Annotated in this window: 16 protein-coding genes; 7 read left to right on the top strand and 9 right to left on the bottom strand. The window is 62.6% G+C overall.

The genetic code is table 11. From position 1 onward, the window contains the following. Positions 1-12: 12 nt before the first annotated feature. The 3 genes from FFS21_RS03055 to FFS21_RS03045 are packed head-to-tail and all read left to right on the top strand — an operon-like array spanning position 13 to position 3,840. Complete coding sequence (locus FFS21_RS03055) at positions 13-1,419, top strand: cation:dicarboxylate symporter family transporter (RefSeq protein ID WP_137923465.1); 1,407 nt, start codon at positions 13-15, stop codon at positions 1,417-1,419. 36 nt (positions 1,420-1,455) lie between these two features. Further along, entirely contained in the window at positions 1,456-2,442 is a 987-nt protein-coding gene (locus tag FFS21_RS03050; RefSeq protein ID WP_137923464.1) for a tripartite tricarboxylate transporter substrate binding protein BugD, read from the top strand. 3 nt (positions 2,443-2,445) lie between these two features. Beyond that, positions 2,446-3,840, top strand: a complete 1,395-nt coding sequence (locus FFS21_RS03045) for a class II fumarate hydratase (RefSeq protein WP_137923463.1) — start codon at positions 2,446-2,448, stop codon at positions 3,838-3,840. Between the two features lie 20 nt (positions 3,841-3,860). Here the strand turns inward: FFS21_RS03045 and FFS21_RS03040 are convergent, their stop codons facing one another. The 3 genes from FFS21_RS03040 to FFS21_RS03030 all read right to left on the bottom strand — a co-directional run bounded on the left by FFS21_RS03040 (position 3,861) and on the right by FFS21_RS03030 (position 7,003). Continuing rightward, positions 3,861-4,160 carry an EthD family reductase gene (locus FFS21_RS03040; protein ID WP_137923462.1) on the bottom strand — a complete coding sequence of 100 codons (300 nt, stop codon included), beginning with the start codon at positions 4,158-4,160 and terminating at the stop codon, positions 3,861-3,863. Between the two features lie 257 nt (positions 4,161-4,417). After that, positions 4,418-5,038: a GntR family transcriptional regulator gene (locus FFS21_RS03035; RefSeq protein WP_137923525.1), complete on the bottom strand. Its 621-nt coding sequence runs from the start codon at positions 5,036-5,038 to the stop codon at positions 4,418-4,420. Positions 5,039-5,218: 180 nt separating this feature from the next. Beyond that, the gene (locus FFS21_RS03030; RefSeq protein WP_137923461.1) at positions 5,219-7,003 is read right to left on the bottom strand and encodes an IlvD/Edd family dehydratase; all 1,785 of its coding nucleotides are present in this window, start codon (positions 7,001-7,003) and stop codon (positions 5,219-5,221) included. A gap of 191 nt (positions 7,004-7,194) precedes the next feature. On the opposite strand from FFS21_RS03030, the gene FFS21_RS03025 reads away from it, so the two are divergent. Continuing rightward, positions 7,195-8,193, top strand: coding sequence for a Bug family tripartite tricarboxylate transporter substrate binding protein (locus FFS21_RS03025; protein ID WP_249359080.1), 999 nt, complete (start codon positions 7,195-7,197; stop codon positions 8,191-8,193). 21 nt (positions 8,194-8,214) lie between these two features. Here the strand turns inward: FFS21_RS03025 and FFS21_RS03020 are convergent, their stop codons facing one another. From FFS21_RS03020 to FFS21_RS03010, 3 genes are read right to left on the bottom strand one after another with little or no spacing between them, the layout of a single operon-like run. Further along, positions 8,215-8,919 carry an SDR family oxidoreductase gene (locus FFS21_RS03020; protein WP_137923459.1) on the bottom strand — a complete coding sequence of 235 codons (705 nt, stop codon included), beginning with the start codon at positions 8,917-8,919 and terminating at the stop codon, positions 8,215-8,217. 55 nt (positions 8,920-8,974) lie between these two features. After that, positions 8,975-9,964: a Bug family tripartite tricarboxylate transporter substrate binding protein gene (locus FFS21_RS03015; RefSeq protein ID WP_137923458.1), complete on the bottom strand. Its 990-nt coding sequence runs from the start codon at positions 9,962-9,964 to the stop codon at positions 8,975-8,977. A gap of 47 nt (positions 9,965-10,011) precedes the next feature. Next, the gene (locus FFS21_RS03010) at positions 10,012-10,794 is read right to left on the bottom strand and encodes an HpcH/HpaI aldolase family protein (protein ID WP_137923457.1); all 783 of its coding nucleotides are present in this window, start codon (positions 10,792-10,794) and stop codon (positions 10,012-10,014) included. 116 nt (positions 10,795-10,910) lie between these two features. On the opposite strand from FFS21_RS03010, the gene FFS21_RS03005 reads away from it, so the two are divergent. Beyond that, positions 10,911-11,831 (top strand): LysR substrate-binding domain-containing protein, encoded by a 921-nt coding sequence (locus FFS21_RS03005; protein WP_137923456.1) that lies wholly within the window; start codon positions 10,911-10,913, stop codon positions 11,829-11,831. Positions 11,832-11,867: 36 nt separating this feature from the next. Here the strand turns inward: FFS21_RS03005 and FFS21_RS03000 are convergent, their stop codons facing one another. The 3 genes from FFS21_RS03000 to FFS21_RS32185 are packed head-to-tail and all read right to left on the bottom strand — an operon-like array spanning position 11,868 to position 13,738. Next, the gene (locus FFS21_RS03000; RefSeq protein ID WP_137923455.1) at positions 11,868-12,488 is read right to left on the bottom strand and encodes a class I SAM-dependent methyltransferase; all 621 of its coding nucleotides are present in this window, start codon (positions 12,486-12,488) and stop codon (positions 11,868-11,870) included. Further along, positions 12,485-13,378: an MFS transporter gene (locus FFS21_RS02995; RefSeq protein ID WP_212745208.1), complete on the bottom strand. Its 894-nt coding sequence runs from the start codon at positions 13,376-13,378 to the stop codon at positions 12,485-12,487. The genes FFS21_RS03000 and FFS21_RS02995 overlap by 4 nt, the downstream gene beginning before the upstream one ends. A 36-nt stretch (positions 13,379-13,414) precedes the next feature. Further along, positions 13,415-13,738 (bottom strand): hypothetical protein, encoded by a 324-nt coding sequence (locus FFS21_RS32185; protein ID WP_212745207.1) that lies wholly within the window; start codon positions 13,736-13,738, stop codon positions 13,415-13,417. Between the two features lie 102 nt (positions 13,739-13,840). Between FFS21_RS32185 and FFS21_RS02990 the strand changes: the two genes are divergently transcribed. Further along, on the top strand, positions 13,841-14,767 hold the full coding sequence (locus tag FFS21_RS02990; RefSeq protein WP_137923454.1) for a LysR family transcriptional regulator: 927 nt from the start codon (positions 13,841-13,843) through the stop codon (positions 14,765-14,767). A 70-nt stretch (positions 14,768-14,837) separates the two neighbouring features. Further along, on the top strand, positions 14,838-15,740 hold the full coding sequence (locus tag FFS21_RS02985) for a LysR substrate-binding domain-containing protein (RefSeq protein ID WP_137923453.1): 903 nt from the start codon (positions 14,838-14,840) through the stop codon (positions 15,738-15,740). Positions 15,741-15,865 lie beyond the last annotated feature (125 nt).

Below are 15,865 nucleotides of genomic sequence, written 5' to 3'. Positions count from 1 at the left end.
GAGGAGACAGACATGAATACCGCATCCACACAGATTCCAGACGTTCCAACACCCAGGCGCCTGCCCTGGTATCGCCGCCTTGGCATGCAGGTGCTGGTGTCGCTGATACTCGGCATCGCGGTGGGCTTCGCGTTTCCGGCATTCGCGGCCAAGCTCAAGCTGCTGGGCGACATGTTCCTGTCGCTCATCAAGGCCGGCGTCGCGCCGCTGGTATTCCTGACCATCGTCCATGGCATTGCTTCGGCGGGCGACGTCAAGAGTGCGGGGCGCGTGGGCTGGCGATCCATTCTCTACTTCGAGGTGATCTCCACCATCGCGCTGATCATCGGCATGGTGGCTGGAAACCTGCTGGAGATCGGCAAGGGCATGAGCAGCGTTGGCGCGGCCAGTGCGGCGCCAGTGGTCAAGGCGGCTGCACCGCAGGGCTTCCTGGAGTTCATGGCGCATATCGTGCCGGACAACTTCGTGGGCGCATTCGCCAAGGGCGAACTGCTGCAGGTCGTGGTGCTGGCCGTGATGGTCGGTATCGGCATCCTGGCCATTCCCGAGACACGTCGCGTCAAGATCAATGAAGGGCTCGACAACATCTCCGAGGTGCTGTTCTCGTTCATCAATCTCGTGATGAAGCTCGCGCCGATCGGCACGTTTGGCGCAGTGGCCTACTCCGTGGGCAGCAACGGCTCCGCCGTGCTGCTGGCGCTGGCCGAGTTCGTGCTGAGCTTCTATGCCGTGGTGATCGTGTTCATTGCCGTGGTGCTCGGCCTTGTGGCGCGACTGGCAGGGTTCAGCCTGTGGCGATTCCTGCGTTACATCAAGGACGAGATCCTGATCGTGCTGGGCACGGCATCGTCGGAGAGTGCGCTGCCTCGCCTGCTGATCAAGCTGCAACGCCTGGGCTGCGCCAAGCAAACGGTTGGACTGGTGCTGCCCACGGGTTATGCCTTCAACCTTGATGGCACTTCCATCTTCATGGCGATGGGGGTGATGTTCATCTCCCACGCCTACGGTGTGCCGTTGTCGCTCGATCATCAGCTTGGCATTCTGGTGCTGATGCTGCTGACGTCGAAGGGGGCTGCAACGGTCTCCGGTGGTTCCTTCGTCGTGTTCGCCGCCACGGTGACCTCGACGGGCGTGTTGCCGGTGGAAGGGCTTGCGGTGATCTTTGGCGTCTACCGTTTCCTGTCGATGGCGATCTCCACCTGCAACACCATCGGCAACAGCGTGGCGACGGTGGTGGTAGCCAAGTGGTCCGGCACGTTCGATGCCGACACTGCGAAACGTCATCTATACCCGGAGCTGTATCCGAATACCGCGCAGGCCGATGCCGCACTCGACGACGGCAACCTGCTGGGCGAGGACGCCGATCAGGTCGGCCCGCATTCCAGCGGCATACCGCTGGCGCGCGCCACGGCCCGCTAATCCCATTTCATAAAAAATTCAGGCAGGAGACAACCCATGCAACCCTTCACTCCCTTTGTGCGCGCCGCACTGGCCGTCGTTACGCTTGCTGCCGCTACGTCGGCCCACGCACAGGCGTGGCCCAACAAGCCGATCACATGGATCGTGCCGTTCGCGGCGGGTGGTCCCACCGATGCACTGGCGCGCAATATCGCCGAGCGCGTGTCACGCGAGGTGGGGCAGTCGATCATCATCGACAACTCGCCTGGAGCGGGCGGCACCGTTGGCGCGACCAAGGCTGCGCGCGCACAGGCAGATGGCTACACGATGCTGGTGGGCCATATGGGTTACATGGGCGCCGCACCCGCGCTGTACAAGAAGCTGCCCTACGACCCGGTGAAGGATTTCGCGCCGGTGTTTCGCTTCCCGGACACGCCGATGGTGCTGATGGTGCGCAAGGACCATCCTGCCAAGGACGTGAAGGCGCTGGTCGAGTACGGCAAGCAGAATCCCGGCAAGCTGTTCATCAGCAATGCGGGCATGGGCTCGACGTCCCACCTCATCGCGGCGATGTTCGCGTCGGCGGCGGGCATCAAGGTATCGCTGGTGCCGTACAAGGGCGCAGGACCGGCGCTGATCGATGTGATTGGCGGTCAGGTCGATGGCATGTTCGACCAGACCAACACCGCGTTGCCGCAGATCACGGAAGCGAAGGTGCGCCCGCTGGCGGTGACATCCGCCACGCGCGTGTCCCAACTCAAGGATGTGCCGACCCTGGCTGAAACCGTGGTCCCTGGCTTCGAGGCCGCTACGTGGTACGGCATCTACGCACCGAAGGGCACGCCGCAGCCGGTGATCGACAAGGTGCAGGCGGCCTACCTGAAAGTCATGAACGACAAGGCATTCACGGATCGACTATCCGCCCAGGCTATCCAGATGCTGCCGGCTGACAAGTACACGGCCAGTGCGCTGGGAAAGCACACGGAAACCGAAGTGGCGCGCTGGAAGGTGCTGGCAGCCAAGGCGAACATCTCGCTGGATTGAACGATGACGATGACGCGCACAGAGCACGACGCCTTTGGGCCAGTGGATATTCCTGCTGACCGGTACTGGGGTGCCCAGACCCAGCGCGCGCTGGCCGTGTTCGATATCGGCACCGAGCGGCTTCCCGAGTGCCTGATCCATGCATTCGGGCTGCACAAGATGTCGGCGGCAGTTGCCAATTTGCAGTGCGGCCAACTCGACGCCGATATGGCGCAGGCGATTGTTGCGGCAGCGGCCGAGGTGCGCAGCGGTGCATTCGATGCGCACTTTCCGCTGACGATATGGCAGACCGGGTCCGGCACACAGACCAACATGAATGCCAACGAGGTCATCGCCAATCGCGCTAACGAGCGTCTGGGCGAACCGCTCGGCACCAAGCGTCCGATCCATCCCAACGATCACGTCAATCGTTCGCAGTCGTCCAATGACAGCTTTCCGACCGTGATGCACCTGAGCGCCGTGCTCGAAATCGAGGATCGGTTGCTGCCTGCATTGGCTGCCCTGCGCGATAGCCTGCAATCACGCGCGGTGGCGTTCGCGGACATCCTCAAACTGGCGCGCACCCATCTGATGGATGCGGTGCCCACTACGCTGGGCCGCAGCTTCGAGGGGTTCGCGGCGCAGGTCGGGCATGGCATCGAACGCGTGGAAGCCACGATGCCGCGCCTGCTGTCGCTCCCGCAAGGCGGCACGGCGGCGGGTACGGGACTCAACGCTCCCGCAGGATTCGCGGAAGCATTCTGCGCGGAGGCGAGCCGCCTGACTGGACTGCCATTCCGCCCGAACCCGTGCAAGGTGGAGGGCATGGCCGCGCACGATGCGTTGCTGGAGCTGTCCGGCGTGCTGAACGTCATCGCGGTCTCGTTCATCAAGATTGCGAACGACCTGCGATGGATGAGTTCCGGGCCACACTGCGGAATCGGCGAACTGCTGATGCCCGATGACGGCCTGACCTCATCCATCATGCCGGGAAAGCGGAATCCCACCATCCTGGAGGTGATGGTGCAGGCCGGCATGCAAGTCGCTGGCAATCACGTCACCGTCACGATGGCGGGGGCATCGGGCAGCTTCGAACTGAATGTGGCGAAACCAGTGCTGATCCACAACGTGCTGCAGTCGATCCGTGTACTGGCCGACAGCGCGCGCACCGTGGCGGAGCGCGTGATTCCAGGGCTGGAACCGGACCGCGAGCGGCTGGCGCGGCAACTCGACAGCCCGCTGCTTGCCGCTACCGCGCTGAATCCGCACATCGGTTACGACCAGGCGGCACGCATCGTGGCCTACGCGAAGACACATGGCATGGCCGCACGTGAAGCGGCCATCGCACTCAAGATCCTGAGCGGCGACGAGTATGACGCGCTGGTGGATCTGGAGCGCATGGCGCGTGGAAGTGGATGAGATTCTTGGCGAAGGAGTATCTACACTTCCTTCGTCTCGAAAATCAGCAACTCCATCCCGGCCTGTGCGAAGTTTGCCAGGTCAGCCACTGCGGCAGCACCTTCTGGAGAAGCAAGCGATGCCTGAAGGTCTGCCATCGAATCGAAGCTCAGTATCGCTGCCAAATGGAACGGACCATCCCCTCCGATGGGCCCGTCGTTGACCTCGTAGCTGCGCAGGCCGGGCATCGTCTTGGCGATGGGGATGTGTCGGGTGAAGTAGTGGGAATCGAACTCGGCCGTGTCGGCGGGCGTCTTGTATAGCGCGATGAGCTTTGCCATTTGCTTTCTCCAGTGACGAAGCGCACTTGGGTGCGCGCTTCCTGGAGCGAAGCATAGGGGCGTTCACGCGGCTGGCCTATGCGCCGTCCGCATGATGATTGACGATGGTCAGACGAGCCCCAGCGCGCGCAGCCTGGAATGAACGCGATGATGGGCGACGTCATCAATGTGGCCGGATGGACATCGGGTCTGGCACCGCAGTGGAAGGGTGTGGCGAAGGAGGCCAACATCAGCCTCGATTGACTGCCTGCGGCGCGTTACAGCCGATATTGCTGCGCCTGCAGATAAGCGTCGCGGGAGGGCAAGAGATGCGCGGCGCAGAGGGACACCAAGGCATCGATATCTCCCTTCTGCAGCGCTGCGATCATTTGCCAGTGTTCCTTCTGCGCGCGCTCGCGATACTCGGCAGACACGAGCGAGGCAAAGCGGATCGGGTGCGTCTGTCGCGCAAACTCGGCAATCGCCTTTTGCAGCGTCTGGTTGCTGCAAAGGCCGAAGAGTTCGCGGTGGAAGGCCAGGTTGACGCGGAACACGGTGCGCGCATCGCCTGCTGCGACGGCGGCATCGTGTTGCTTCTGGATGGCAATCAGATGCTCGATGCGTGAAGGGACGCGTTCCATATCGATGCGCCTGGCCGCTTCGGTCTCCAGCATGGTCCGGACTTCGTACAGTTCCTTGACCTCCTGAGCCGAGAAGGATCGGACGAGCGCGCCCACATTCTTGCGCCGCTCGATCAGTCCCATGCGATCCATGGCGGCCAACGCATCGCGTACGACGTGACGTTTGACGTTGAACCTGACCATCAGGTCGTCTTCGACCAACCGCTCTCGCGGATGAAGCCGGCCGAAGACGATGTCTTCCTCAAGGGCGGCAACCATGCCGCTCAGCACATCCAGCGTTGTAGGAGAGGCTTCACCGCCCGTTTCGATGGCGGCGCTCAGCGTGTCGGAGATGGACATCGGGCGAGTCGCGCCGGGCCAATGGCCCGGCACAGGATGACGTAGCGGAAGGAAAGCCGTCATTTTGACCTATTTTTCGATGCCCCAAGCGTCGCGAGGTTACTCTGCCTTGCCCGGTACTTTCCCTCGCGCTTCCACCGCTCGCAGGAAATCAAAGTCCACGCCCTGATCCGCCTGGTTCACGCTGGTGAGAAACAGCTTGCGATAACCACGATCCGCAGTGGGTACGGTCACCGGGTTTTCCTGCTGCCGCCGGGCCAGTTCTTCGTCGCTGACATCCAGCGTCAACTCCCGTCGCGCTACGGACAGGCGAATGCGGTCGCCGTTCCGGACCTGAGCCAGCGGACCGCCAATCGCGGCTTCCGGTGTGACGTGCAGCACGATGGTGCCGAAGGCCGTACCGCTCATGCGGCCATCCGAAATCCGCACGATATCCTTGACGCCGGCCCGCGCCAGTTTGCGCGGAATGGGGATGTAGCCTGCCTCGGGCATTCCGGGCGCACCCTTCGGGCCGATGTTCTTCAATACGAGGATGTCGTCGGCGGTGACATCGAGATCATCGCTGTCGATGCGGTTTGCCAGATCCTCGGCGTTCTCGAAAACCACCGCACGACCCTCATGCTCCATGAGCTTCGGATGCGCGGCCGACTGCTTGATGATCGCGCCACCGGGCGCAAGATTTCCTTGCAGCACGGCGATGCCACCTTGCGGATAGATGGGGTTGTCGCGCGAACGCACAACGTCCTGCTGGAACCCCGGGCCGGCTCGTTCGATTTCTTCGCCCAGCGTACGGCCCGTCACCGTTAACGCATCGAGCTTGAGCAGCGGCTTCAACTCGCGCAGCAGCGTTGCCATGCCCCCGGCATGGTGGAAGTCCTCCATGTAGTGATCGCCGGAAGGTTTCAGGTCCAGCAGCACCGGCGTATCGCGCCCCATCCGGTCCAGGGCGGCCAGATCGATGTCATAACCCATGCGCCCTGCGATGGCTGCCAGGTGCACGATGCCATTCGTCGAGCCGCCAATCGCCAGAAGCACCCGCATCGCGTTTTCAAAGGCAGCGGGGGTGAGGATCTTGTCGATGGTCAGCCGCTCCTTCGCAATGCGGACCGCTTCGGTTCCCGTCTGCTCTGCCACGCGGATGCGGTCGGCTGTCACGGCTGGCGGGGACGCACCACCCGGCACGGTCATCCCAAGTGCCTCGGCAATGCAAGCCATCGTGCTGGCCGTGCCCATGACCGAGCAGGTCCCAACGCTGGCCACCAACTGATTGTTCACGTCCGAGATCTCTTCCGCATCGATTTCCTCCGCGCGGAACTTGCCCCAGTAGCGTCGGCAATCCGTGCAGGCGCCTACACGTTCGCTGCGGTGCGAGCCGGTCAGCATCGATCCCGTGATCAGTTGAATGGCAGGGATACCGGCGGAGGCCGCGCCCATCAACTGGGCAGGCACGGTCTTGTCGCAACCGCCGATCAGCACCACGGCATCCATCGGCTGCGCGCGAATCATCTCCTCGGTGTCCATCGACATCAGGTTGCGCAGATACATGCTCGTGGGCGCCGAGAAACTCTCGTGAATGGAAATCGTCGGGAAGTCCATCGGCAGGCCGCCCGCCAGCATCACGCCGCGCTTCACGGCCTCGATCAGTTGCGGCGCGTTGCCATGGCAGGGGTTGTAAGCGCTGCCGGTGTTGACGATGCCGATGACAGGACGATCCAGCGCGGCATCGGTGTAGCCCGCGCCTTTGATGAACGCCTTGCGCAGGAACAGCGAAAAACCGCGGTCGCCGTAGTTGGTGAGGCCCTTCGATATGCCGGTGGCTGCGGCTTCGGGAGCGATGTCATGGCGCGAGGCGGCGCCTTTGCGGTCTTGGTCTTCGTTGGGCATGGGGTTTCCTGCTGGTACTGGGGACAGGCTCGCACCTGATGTTTCGTTGGACTGAAGCATAGCCCATGTCCCCTCAGATTGTCGTCAGTGATATCACCTATATTATTAATAATATGGTTGACTAGGATTCGGCCTAGCCTCGGCGCCTGGCCGAGTGCGCTTCTATACATAACGACATGGAAGGAGATCCTATGCATCGACCATCTAAATCAGGCGGTATTCACCGTCGACAACTGCTGGCAGGGGCCGTTGCCCTGGCCAGCACCATCGCGTTTCCTGCGCTGGCAAGGGCCGACTATCCGGAGAAGCCCATCAAACTGGTGGTGCCCTACACCCCAGGAGGTGCGACGGATGTCATCGCTCGCGTGGTGGCGCAAAGACTGACGGTTTCGCTCGGGCAGCCGGTCGTGGTGGAGAACAAGGCTGGCGCCGCAGGCAACCTGGGTGCTGCCTATGTGGCGCGAGAGAAGCCCGATGGCTACACGCTGATGTTGGGCGCGCTGACCAGTCACGCCATCAACAGCGTGTTGTTGCCGGCGTCCGCAGGTTTCACGATGGACAAGAGCTTTGCGCCCGTTGCGGTGGTGGGGCGCGTGCCGTTGGTCGTGGCGGTCGGGCCTTCGTTCAAGGGCAAGACGCTGGCCGACTTCATCGGTACGGCAAAGGCGAAGCCTGGCGGTTTGAACTATGGGTCGTCGGGCAATGGTTCACCGCAGCATCTTGCGGCGGAACTGTTCAAGCGCCAGGCCGGTGTCGGCCTCACCCACGTGCCATACAAGGGCAGCAGTCCCGCGCTGAACGACTTGATGGGTGGGCAGGTGGACGTGGTCTTCGATACGCTGCCCGCCACCCAGTCGCTCATCAAGGGTGGCCGGTTGCGTGCGCTGGCTTCGGCCACGCCCCAGCGCGTGCTGCCCGATGTCCCCACGGCAGGTGAGGCGGGGCTATCGGGGTTCGAAGTCAGTTCGATGTTCGGCCTGCTGGCGCCTGCAGGCACGCCGCCGCCGGTCATCGGCAAGCTGAGCGCCTCGCTGAAAGACATCATGGCCCTGCCGGAGGTCAAGGCCGCGCTGATTGGCCAGGGTGTCGTGCCGGTCTACACGACACCGGACCAGGCCCGCACGCAGATTGACGAGGAGGTGGGGCGGTGGGCCAAGGTCATCCGGGAGTCGAACATCCGGGCCGACTGAGAGCCTGACCGAGTGGCCGGCTCAGACCGAACGCATGAGTCCACCGTCGATGCGGATGTTCTGGCCCGTGATGTACCCCGCGCCCTCGGACAACAGGAACGATATGGTCGCGGCCACTTCCTCGGCGGTGCCATATCGTCCCATCGGTACGGACTCCCTGCGCGCATCGACCTCGGGAAGGCTGTCGATCCATCCGGGCAGCACGTTGTTGATGCGGATGTTCTTCGGCGCATAGGCGTCGGCGAACAGCTTCGTAAAGCTGGCCAGACCGGCGCGGAACACGGCGGATGTCGGAAACATCGATGCCGGTTCGAACGTCCACGCGCTGGTGATGTTGACGATCGCACCGCGGCCTTGTGCTTCCATGAAAGGCGTCACCAGACGGATGGCACGGACCGCGCTGAGAAAGTACACATCCATGCCGATGTGCCAATCCTCGTCGGTGATGTCGAGTACCGGGCCTCGGGGGCCGTGTCCGGCGGAATTCACCAGCGCGTCGATCCGCCCCCACTTATCCATGGCCAGGTCCACCAGGCGCCGAACATCGTCATTGGACTGGTTCGATCCGGTGACACCGATACCGCCCAGCTCTTTGCCAAGGGCTTCGCCCTTGCCGGATGAGGACAACACGGCAACGTGGTATCCGTCCTGTGCGAGCCGGCGCGCGGCTGCTGCGCCCTGGCCGGAGCCACCGGCAGTAATCAAGGCAACCTTTGAAGCGGTCATTTCCTCTCCTGAAATATTCGAGGATGGTAGCGCTATCCGGCCAGCCTTTCACGCGTCACTCCGGGTGCACACCCGCTTCTCGCGTGACCTTGCCCCACTTTGCTATCTCCGCCTTCTGAAAAGCGGAAAAGGTGGAAGGGGTCATCGCGTCAGGTTCCACGCCGAGCGCGCGCAGCCGCTGCAGCACAGCAGGCGTGTTGACGACCGCGGAAATCTCGGCGGACAACCGCTCGACGATTGGCTTCGGCGTGCCAGCCGGCACGAAGATTCCCTGCCACGACTGCATCTCGAAACCCTTGAGACCCTGGTCGGCCAGCGGCTGGATGCCCGGCAAGCCCGGCAGCGGATGTTTGGATGACACGCCAATGGCTCGCACGCGTTTGCCGTCGAGCATCGGCTTGGCTGCGGCCACTGTCTCGAATACCAGATCGATCTGGCCGCCGATCAAGTCGGTCATCGCTGCGGCGCCACCTTTGTAGGAGATCTGCTGCAGCTGCGTGCCGGTGATGCTCTGGAATAGCTGCCCCGACAACTGCTGCGAGCTTCCCGGTCCTGCCGTGCCAAATGTCAGCGAACCGGGCTTGGCCTTGAGTGCAGCAACAATTTGCTCGACTGACTTGTAGGGACTCTCGTTGGCTACGACCAGCACGTTGCTGACCGTGCCGACCAGGTTCACCGCGATGAAGTCTTTCAACGGGTCATAGTTGAGCTTCTTGTAGAAGAATGGATTCACCGCATGCGTGGTGATCGTGCCTTCGATGATCGTGTACCCGTCCGGCTCGGCCCGTGCAGCCAACTGCGTGCCCAGGATGCCGGACACCCCCGGCTTGTTGTCGATAACCACCGGCTGCCCCAGCCGCTTCGACAAGCCTTCGGCCACGATACGCGCCGTGGCATCCGTCACGCCGCCCGGCGAGAACGGCACGACGAGCTTGATGGGCTTGCTAGGCCAGGTATCGGCCCGGACGCCTGTTGCAACTGTCGCCAGCGACATTCCGGCCATTGCCAGGACAATGCATACGGCACGACGGCCCAGGGTTTTCATGATCAGTCTCCATCTTGTTATAGGAAGGTGTTGAAGGGGTTTGCCCGTCAATACTGTGGCCGTCCGGCGTCCCCGCCTTGCGCGGCCTGGCGGAACGCCTGCGTGATCAGGCTGGTGGCGACCGTGGCGAAGTAGCGGGCGCCGAATGCGCCGTAGTGCCGTTCGTCCTCGGGGGTGAGCGCAATGATTCCCGCGCATTTGTCCTGCGCCTGGATGGCACGCAGCGCTTGTTCGATGGCGGCCGCCACGGCAGGGGCTTTCCAATCGTTGCCGTAGCCCATTGCATGCGCCAGATCGTTGGGGCCAACGAACACGGCGTCGATACCGTCCACGGCTGCGATGGCTTCGGCATTCTCGATGCCCGTTGGGGTTTCGATCATGGCGATGATGGCCACGCCCGCGTTGCTGCGCGTCGTGTGTGCCGCGCCGGGAAAGGCGCCGTAGCCTGCCGCCCGTCCACTGAACGCACTGCCGCGTCGGCCGATGGAGGGATAGCGCACGCGTTGCACCAGTTCGCGCGCATCGTCGGCTGTCTCGATCATGGGTATTTGCACGCCACTGGCGCCCATGTCCAGCACACGCGGGATGTCTTCCAGGAAGCAGCGCACGACGGGGATGATGCCACTGCCCCGCGCTGCGCGGAGCATGTGCTCGGTGGTCTCGAAGTCGGCTGCGCCGTGTTCGTTGTCGATGATGACGAATGTGAAGCCGGCATAGGCGCACATTTCAACGATGGCGGGACTGGGCAATGCGGTGAAGATGCCGCGCAGAGGCTGACCACTGCGGAGGAGCGCCGGAAAGCGGTCGTCAATGGGATGCTGGATGGTCATGTCTCGCGCCTTGTCGGATTGCCGCGGCTCGTGGGTGGCCGGGTGAAGGCATTCTGCGACGAGGCGAGTTATATTTCCAATATTACTTCTGTATCTGATTTATACAGTTCCTGTATATGTACAACCCCATCGAACTCCGCGTCCTGACCTCGTTCCTGGTGCTGGCCGACGAACTCAATTTCACGCGGGCCGCGCGCAGGCTCAACATGACGCAGCCTCCGTTGAGCCTGCAGATCAAGCAGCTCGAGGCGCAACTCGGAGCGCAGCTGTTCGAGCGGACCAAGCGCAGCGTGCGGCTGACGCCAGCCGGGCAGGTATTGCGCGCCGAGGCGGAGAAGCTGTTCGACATCGAGCATCGCGCACGTCAGATGGTGATGCAGGCCAACCGCGGCGAGGACGTAGGCCACCTCGGCATTGGTCTGACGGCGATCTCGGCCATCGAACTCGTACCGGACATCCTGCGACGGTTCTCGGCGCGTGTCCCCGGCGTCCTCTACTCGCTACGCGAAATCAGTTCCGAAGCGATGATCGAGGCACTGCTGCGCAACGAACTCGATGTCGCCATCCTGCGGCCACCCGTCACGGACCCTCGCTTGCAGGCACGGCGCCTGATGTCGGAACCGTACGTGCTGGCCGTTCCCGTCGATCATCCGCTGGCGACGCAGCGCAAGGTTTACGCGCGCGATCTGGATGGTCAGAGCCTGGCCACGCTGGAGCGGCGCTTCGGCCAGTACGCCCACGATCTGATGATGACCTGGCTCGCCGAACACAATGTGGTGCCAGCGCGCATGCACGACGCCGCCCGCCACCACGCCATGATGTCCATGGTGGCAGCCGGCATTGCTGTGTCGCTGGTGCCGGCATCGGCAGCAGCGCAGCCGATCAAGGGCGTGATGTATCGCCGGCTGGCGGATCGGGATGTGCCTGCGCTGGAGTTATGGGTGGCATTCCACAAGGAAATCGGCAATCCCATGACCCTGCCATTCGTCACGCAAGCCGTCGAATCCGCGTCAACGTACAAGGTTGCTGCCAAGTAATGGTGTTGATACGGCTTGGCGAGCAGGTGGGATTCGCTAGGAAGCCGACTTGCGACACAGGCAATAGACGAACTCCTGGGAACTACCCCATGGGGTACGGTGGTACTCGGTTTTGTGTTCCACGAGTTCGAACGAATCGCCAAACTGGCTGTGCAGCGCTTCGGCGGAGTACCGTTGGACTGGCAGGCCGCTGCATTGCGCAGGGCCGTTTTCGCCAAACGATCCGACGATGGCCCACCCGCCTTGTCGAAGTGCGCGCATCACTTGTTCCACATACTCGATGCGCTGTGCAGGGTCCGTCAGGAAATGGAATACGGCGCGATCATGCCAGACATCGAAGTGGTTGGCAGGAAGGTCGAGCTTGAGTACGTCGCCTGCCAGCCAATGAACCTGGCCGGCGCGGGGGCCCAGACGCATGCGGCAGACATCAAGCGCTTTTTCGGAAATGTCGTTGACCGAAACATCGCTGTAGCCGTTGTCGAGCAGGTCATCCACGAGTGTCGATTCACCACCGCCAATGTCCAGCACGCGGGCAGCAGTCGACGGGCTTGCGGCGCGAATGTAATCCAGCGAGGTGTACAGGTGCGGCGCATACCAGCTCACTTGGTCGGCCGCCTTGTGCTCGTAGACATCTTCCCAGTGCGATCGTTCGGTCATGGCGTTTTGAGTGTGTCCTGGCGGAGTGCAACGCCCTCGTCAGCCTGTTCAATCCTGAGCCAGTCACCCGACGGGCGCCCGTGCCAGCCCTTGCGCCGCTGCGCGGCCAACCAGAGCAGTGCAAGTGCCGCTGCGCCAAGCCACGGTAATAGCAGGAGATTCATTGTCTGCCAGCCGAGTTCTCTCAGCAAGCCTCCCGCGCCGAACGAGCACGACAGTCCGACGGCAAAAATGGTCATGTCGTTAGTCGCTTGGGCTCTGCTCTTCTCGGCGGCCGAGTAGGTCTCGGTCAAGAGGCTGGTGCCGCCGATGAACAGGAAGTTCCAGCCTACGCCGAGTAGTACGAGCGCACCTGCGAACGATGCGAATCCCGTGCCGGTCCAGGTGGCAAACACATGAGTCGAAAGCAAGCAGACGCCGGCCAGCATCACGCGGATGGCGCCAAACCGCGCGATTAACGTGCCGGTGACGAAAGAGGGCAGGAACATGCCCAGCACATGGAACTGAATGACAGTTGCCGCATCGCTGATCGCATGATGATGGTGGATCATGGCGAGCGGCGTCGCTGTCATGGCCAGGATCATGATCCCGTAGCCAGTCGCGGCGCCGAACAGCGCCACCAGATAGGCCGGTTGGCGAACGATCTGGCGCCACGTACGCGCGGCGGTGGCGCCCACCTCACGCGTTGCGATGTCCGGCGGCATATGCAGGAAACCCAGCACGCCGATGGCCACGGCGGAAACCGCTGAGAGCAGCACGAACGATCCAGCGTACATGACGGGCAGCATCGTGCCGCCGAACCTCGCCAGCGCAGGGCCGAGCAGGGCGGCGACTACCCCGCCCGCCATCACCAGTGCGATGGCCCGTGGACGGAACGCCTCGGTCGCCACTTCGCTGGCTGCAAACCGGTAGAACTGGGCGAAAGCCTAGTAAGCCCCGACGAGGAACGTGCCCAACGCCAGCATCGGCAGCGATCCCGATAGCACGCCATACGCGGCTACCAAGCCGCCGATCAGTCCGCTTGTGGCACCGGCGATGAAACCCTTGCGGCGCCCGATCCGGGCCATCCACGCCGAAGCCGGGAACATCACCGCTGCGGTGCCCAGAAACATGGTTGCCACGGGTAGCGTGGCCAACATCGGTACAGATGTGATCTGGCTGCCTGCAAGCGCGCCGACAGTCATGACAAGGACAGACGCGGTTTGAAATAGCGCTTGCGCGATGGCCAGCAGGAAGACTTGTTGCCGCATGGTTGGGCCGTAGATCCGGATTGCACACTGAGGCTGGCAGTATGCGCAGCGCAGGTTTATTATTCAAACGAATAAATTTACGCCTGAATCTCAAATTTTCTAATGGACCGCATTCCGATAGACATCCGCCATCTGCAGACCCTGGTTGCGCTTCGCGACAGCGGTAGTGTGTCGAAAGCAGCCACCTGGTTGCGGCTGACGCAGGGCGCGCTGTCGCATCACATCAAGAGCCTCGAAGACTTTTATGGGGTGCCGCTTTTTGTGCGGAAGTCCACGCCAGTGACCTTTACGCCGGCCGGCAGACGACTGCTGGAAACTGCGGACAAGGTCATTCCGATCCTGCACCAGACGACCCGCGATCTCGTGCGTCTGGCAAAGGGCACCACCGGGACATTGCGCATCGCGATTGAGTGCCACACCTGCTTCGACTGGTTGATGCCCGCCGTGGACGCCTTCCGCGCCCGCTGGCCCGAGGTCGAGGTCGATCTGGTGTCTGGGTATCAGTCAGACCCGGTGGGGCTGCTGCATCGTGGGGATGCGGATCTGGCAATCGTTTCATGCAATGACGCGGAAGCCGGCGTCGACTATCGTCCGCTGTTCCGCTATCGGATGGTGGGGCTAGTCGCGAACGATCATCCGCTGGCCGCAAAGGCGTATCTGGACGCCGAGGACTTTCGTCATGAGACGCTGATTACGTACCCCGTGGAGGAAGATGCCTTGGACGTGGTGCATCAATTGCTGCGTCCTGCGGGTATCACACCGACACGCCGCACCACGGAGTTGACCGTCGCCATCCTGATGCTGGTGGCCACCCGGCGTGGTATCGCGGTGTTGCCACGCTGGGCCGTGCAGAACTACCTGCAGAGGCAGTACGTCACTGCCAAACCACTGACTCGCGACGGGTTGATGTCAGAGATCTGGGCGGCAACCCTGCCGGCCAGCGACACCCGTCCCTATATCGCGGAGTTCGTGGCATTGATCCGTGAAACCGGTGCAGCGGCGTTGCCGGACATCGAACTGACACACTGACGGGATGCGGCACCACGGCGCCACGCAGCGGGCGGCATAATGAGCGATCGCAACTTTGTCCCGGCCTCCCATGCGCATCCCACCCATGAAGTCGATCATGGCCTTCGAAAGCGTTGCCCGCAACAAGAGCGTGGGCAAGGCCGCGGAGGAACTGGGGCTGACTGCCTCCGCGGTGAGCCACCAGCTTGGAAACCTGGAGGATGTCATCGGTCAGCCGCTGTTCTTCCGGCAGGGGCGTGGTCTGGTTCTCACGCCAGTCGGTGAACAGTATCTACGGGATGTGACGGGCGTCATCGCGGAGCTGAACCGCGCCACGGAACGTGCCGCCACGCCGTCTGCCATTGAAATCCTGCGCGTGCATACCAGCCCGAGTTTCGGGCTGATGTGGCTGCTGCCCAGGCTTGCATCGTTCCAGGCGGACAACGGTGACATCCAGTTGAACCTGTCGTGCTCGTACGAGGATGTCTCGTTCACGGCCGGCTTTTACGATGTGGATGTGCGGCACGGCCACGCGCACTGGCGTGATACGGAAGTCAGGACGTTGCGCAACGAACGCATACTGCCGCTGGCCTCACCGGACTATCTGCGCAAGCATCCGGTGAAAGATCCATCGGCGCTGATCGGACATCGGCTCATCCATTCGGAGACGCCGCTGGTGCGCTGGCACCAGTGGTTCGCGCGCCATGGTGTGGCGGGTGCGCAGAAGACTTTCGATTTCTCGTTCGACCGTTCCTACATGTCGTTGGAAACCGCCGCGCTCGGTCTTGGCGTCGCACTCGAAAGCTCCTTGCTGGCGTCCGTGCTGTTGCGCAAGGGAGCATTGGTGCCAGTGTTCGAAGCCCAATACACGGTGGAAGTCGCCAGCCATCACGTGGTGTACCCCGCTCAGAACGCCGACCTGCCTCGGGTAGCGCGCTTCCTGTCGTGGCTGGACCGCGAAGTCGGCCGGCCACAGGAAGGCGTGGCGATCTAGCGGAGTACTTAGGGTTTTCGCTCTGCTCCGCAACCCTCGATATCTGAAAATTTCTCAACGATAGTTGAGCCCGAATGCGTTGATCGGCGCCCTGCGCCAGACAACACTGGATCCATCGTCAAGTC

Origin of the sequence: Cupriavidus sp. 2SB, assembly GCF_005503625.1 — a bacterium.
GTDB lineage: Bacteria > Pseudomonadota > Gammaproteobacteria > Burkholderiales > Burkholderiaceae > Cupriavidus.
Note: the sequence above shows the minus strand (reverse complement) of the source record. Positions and strands in the feature narration are given on the sequence as shown.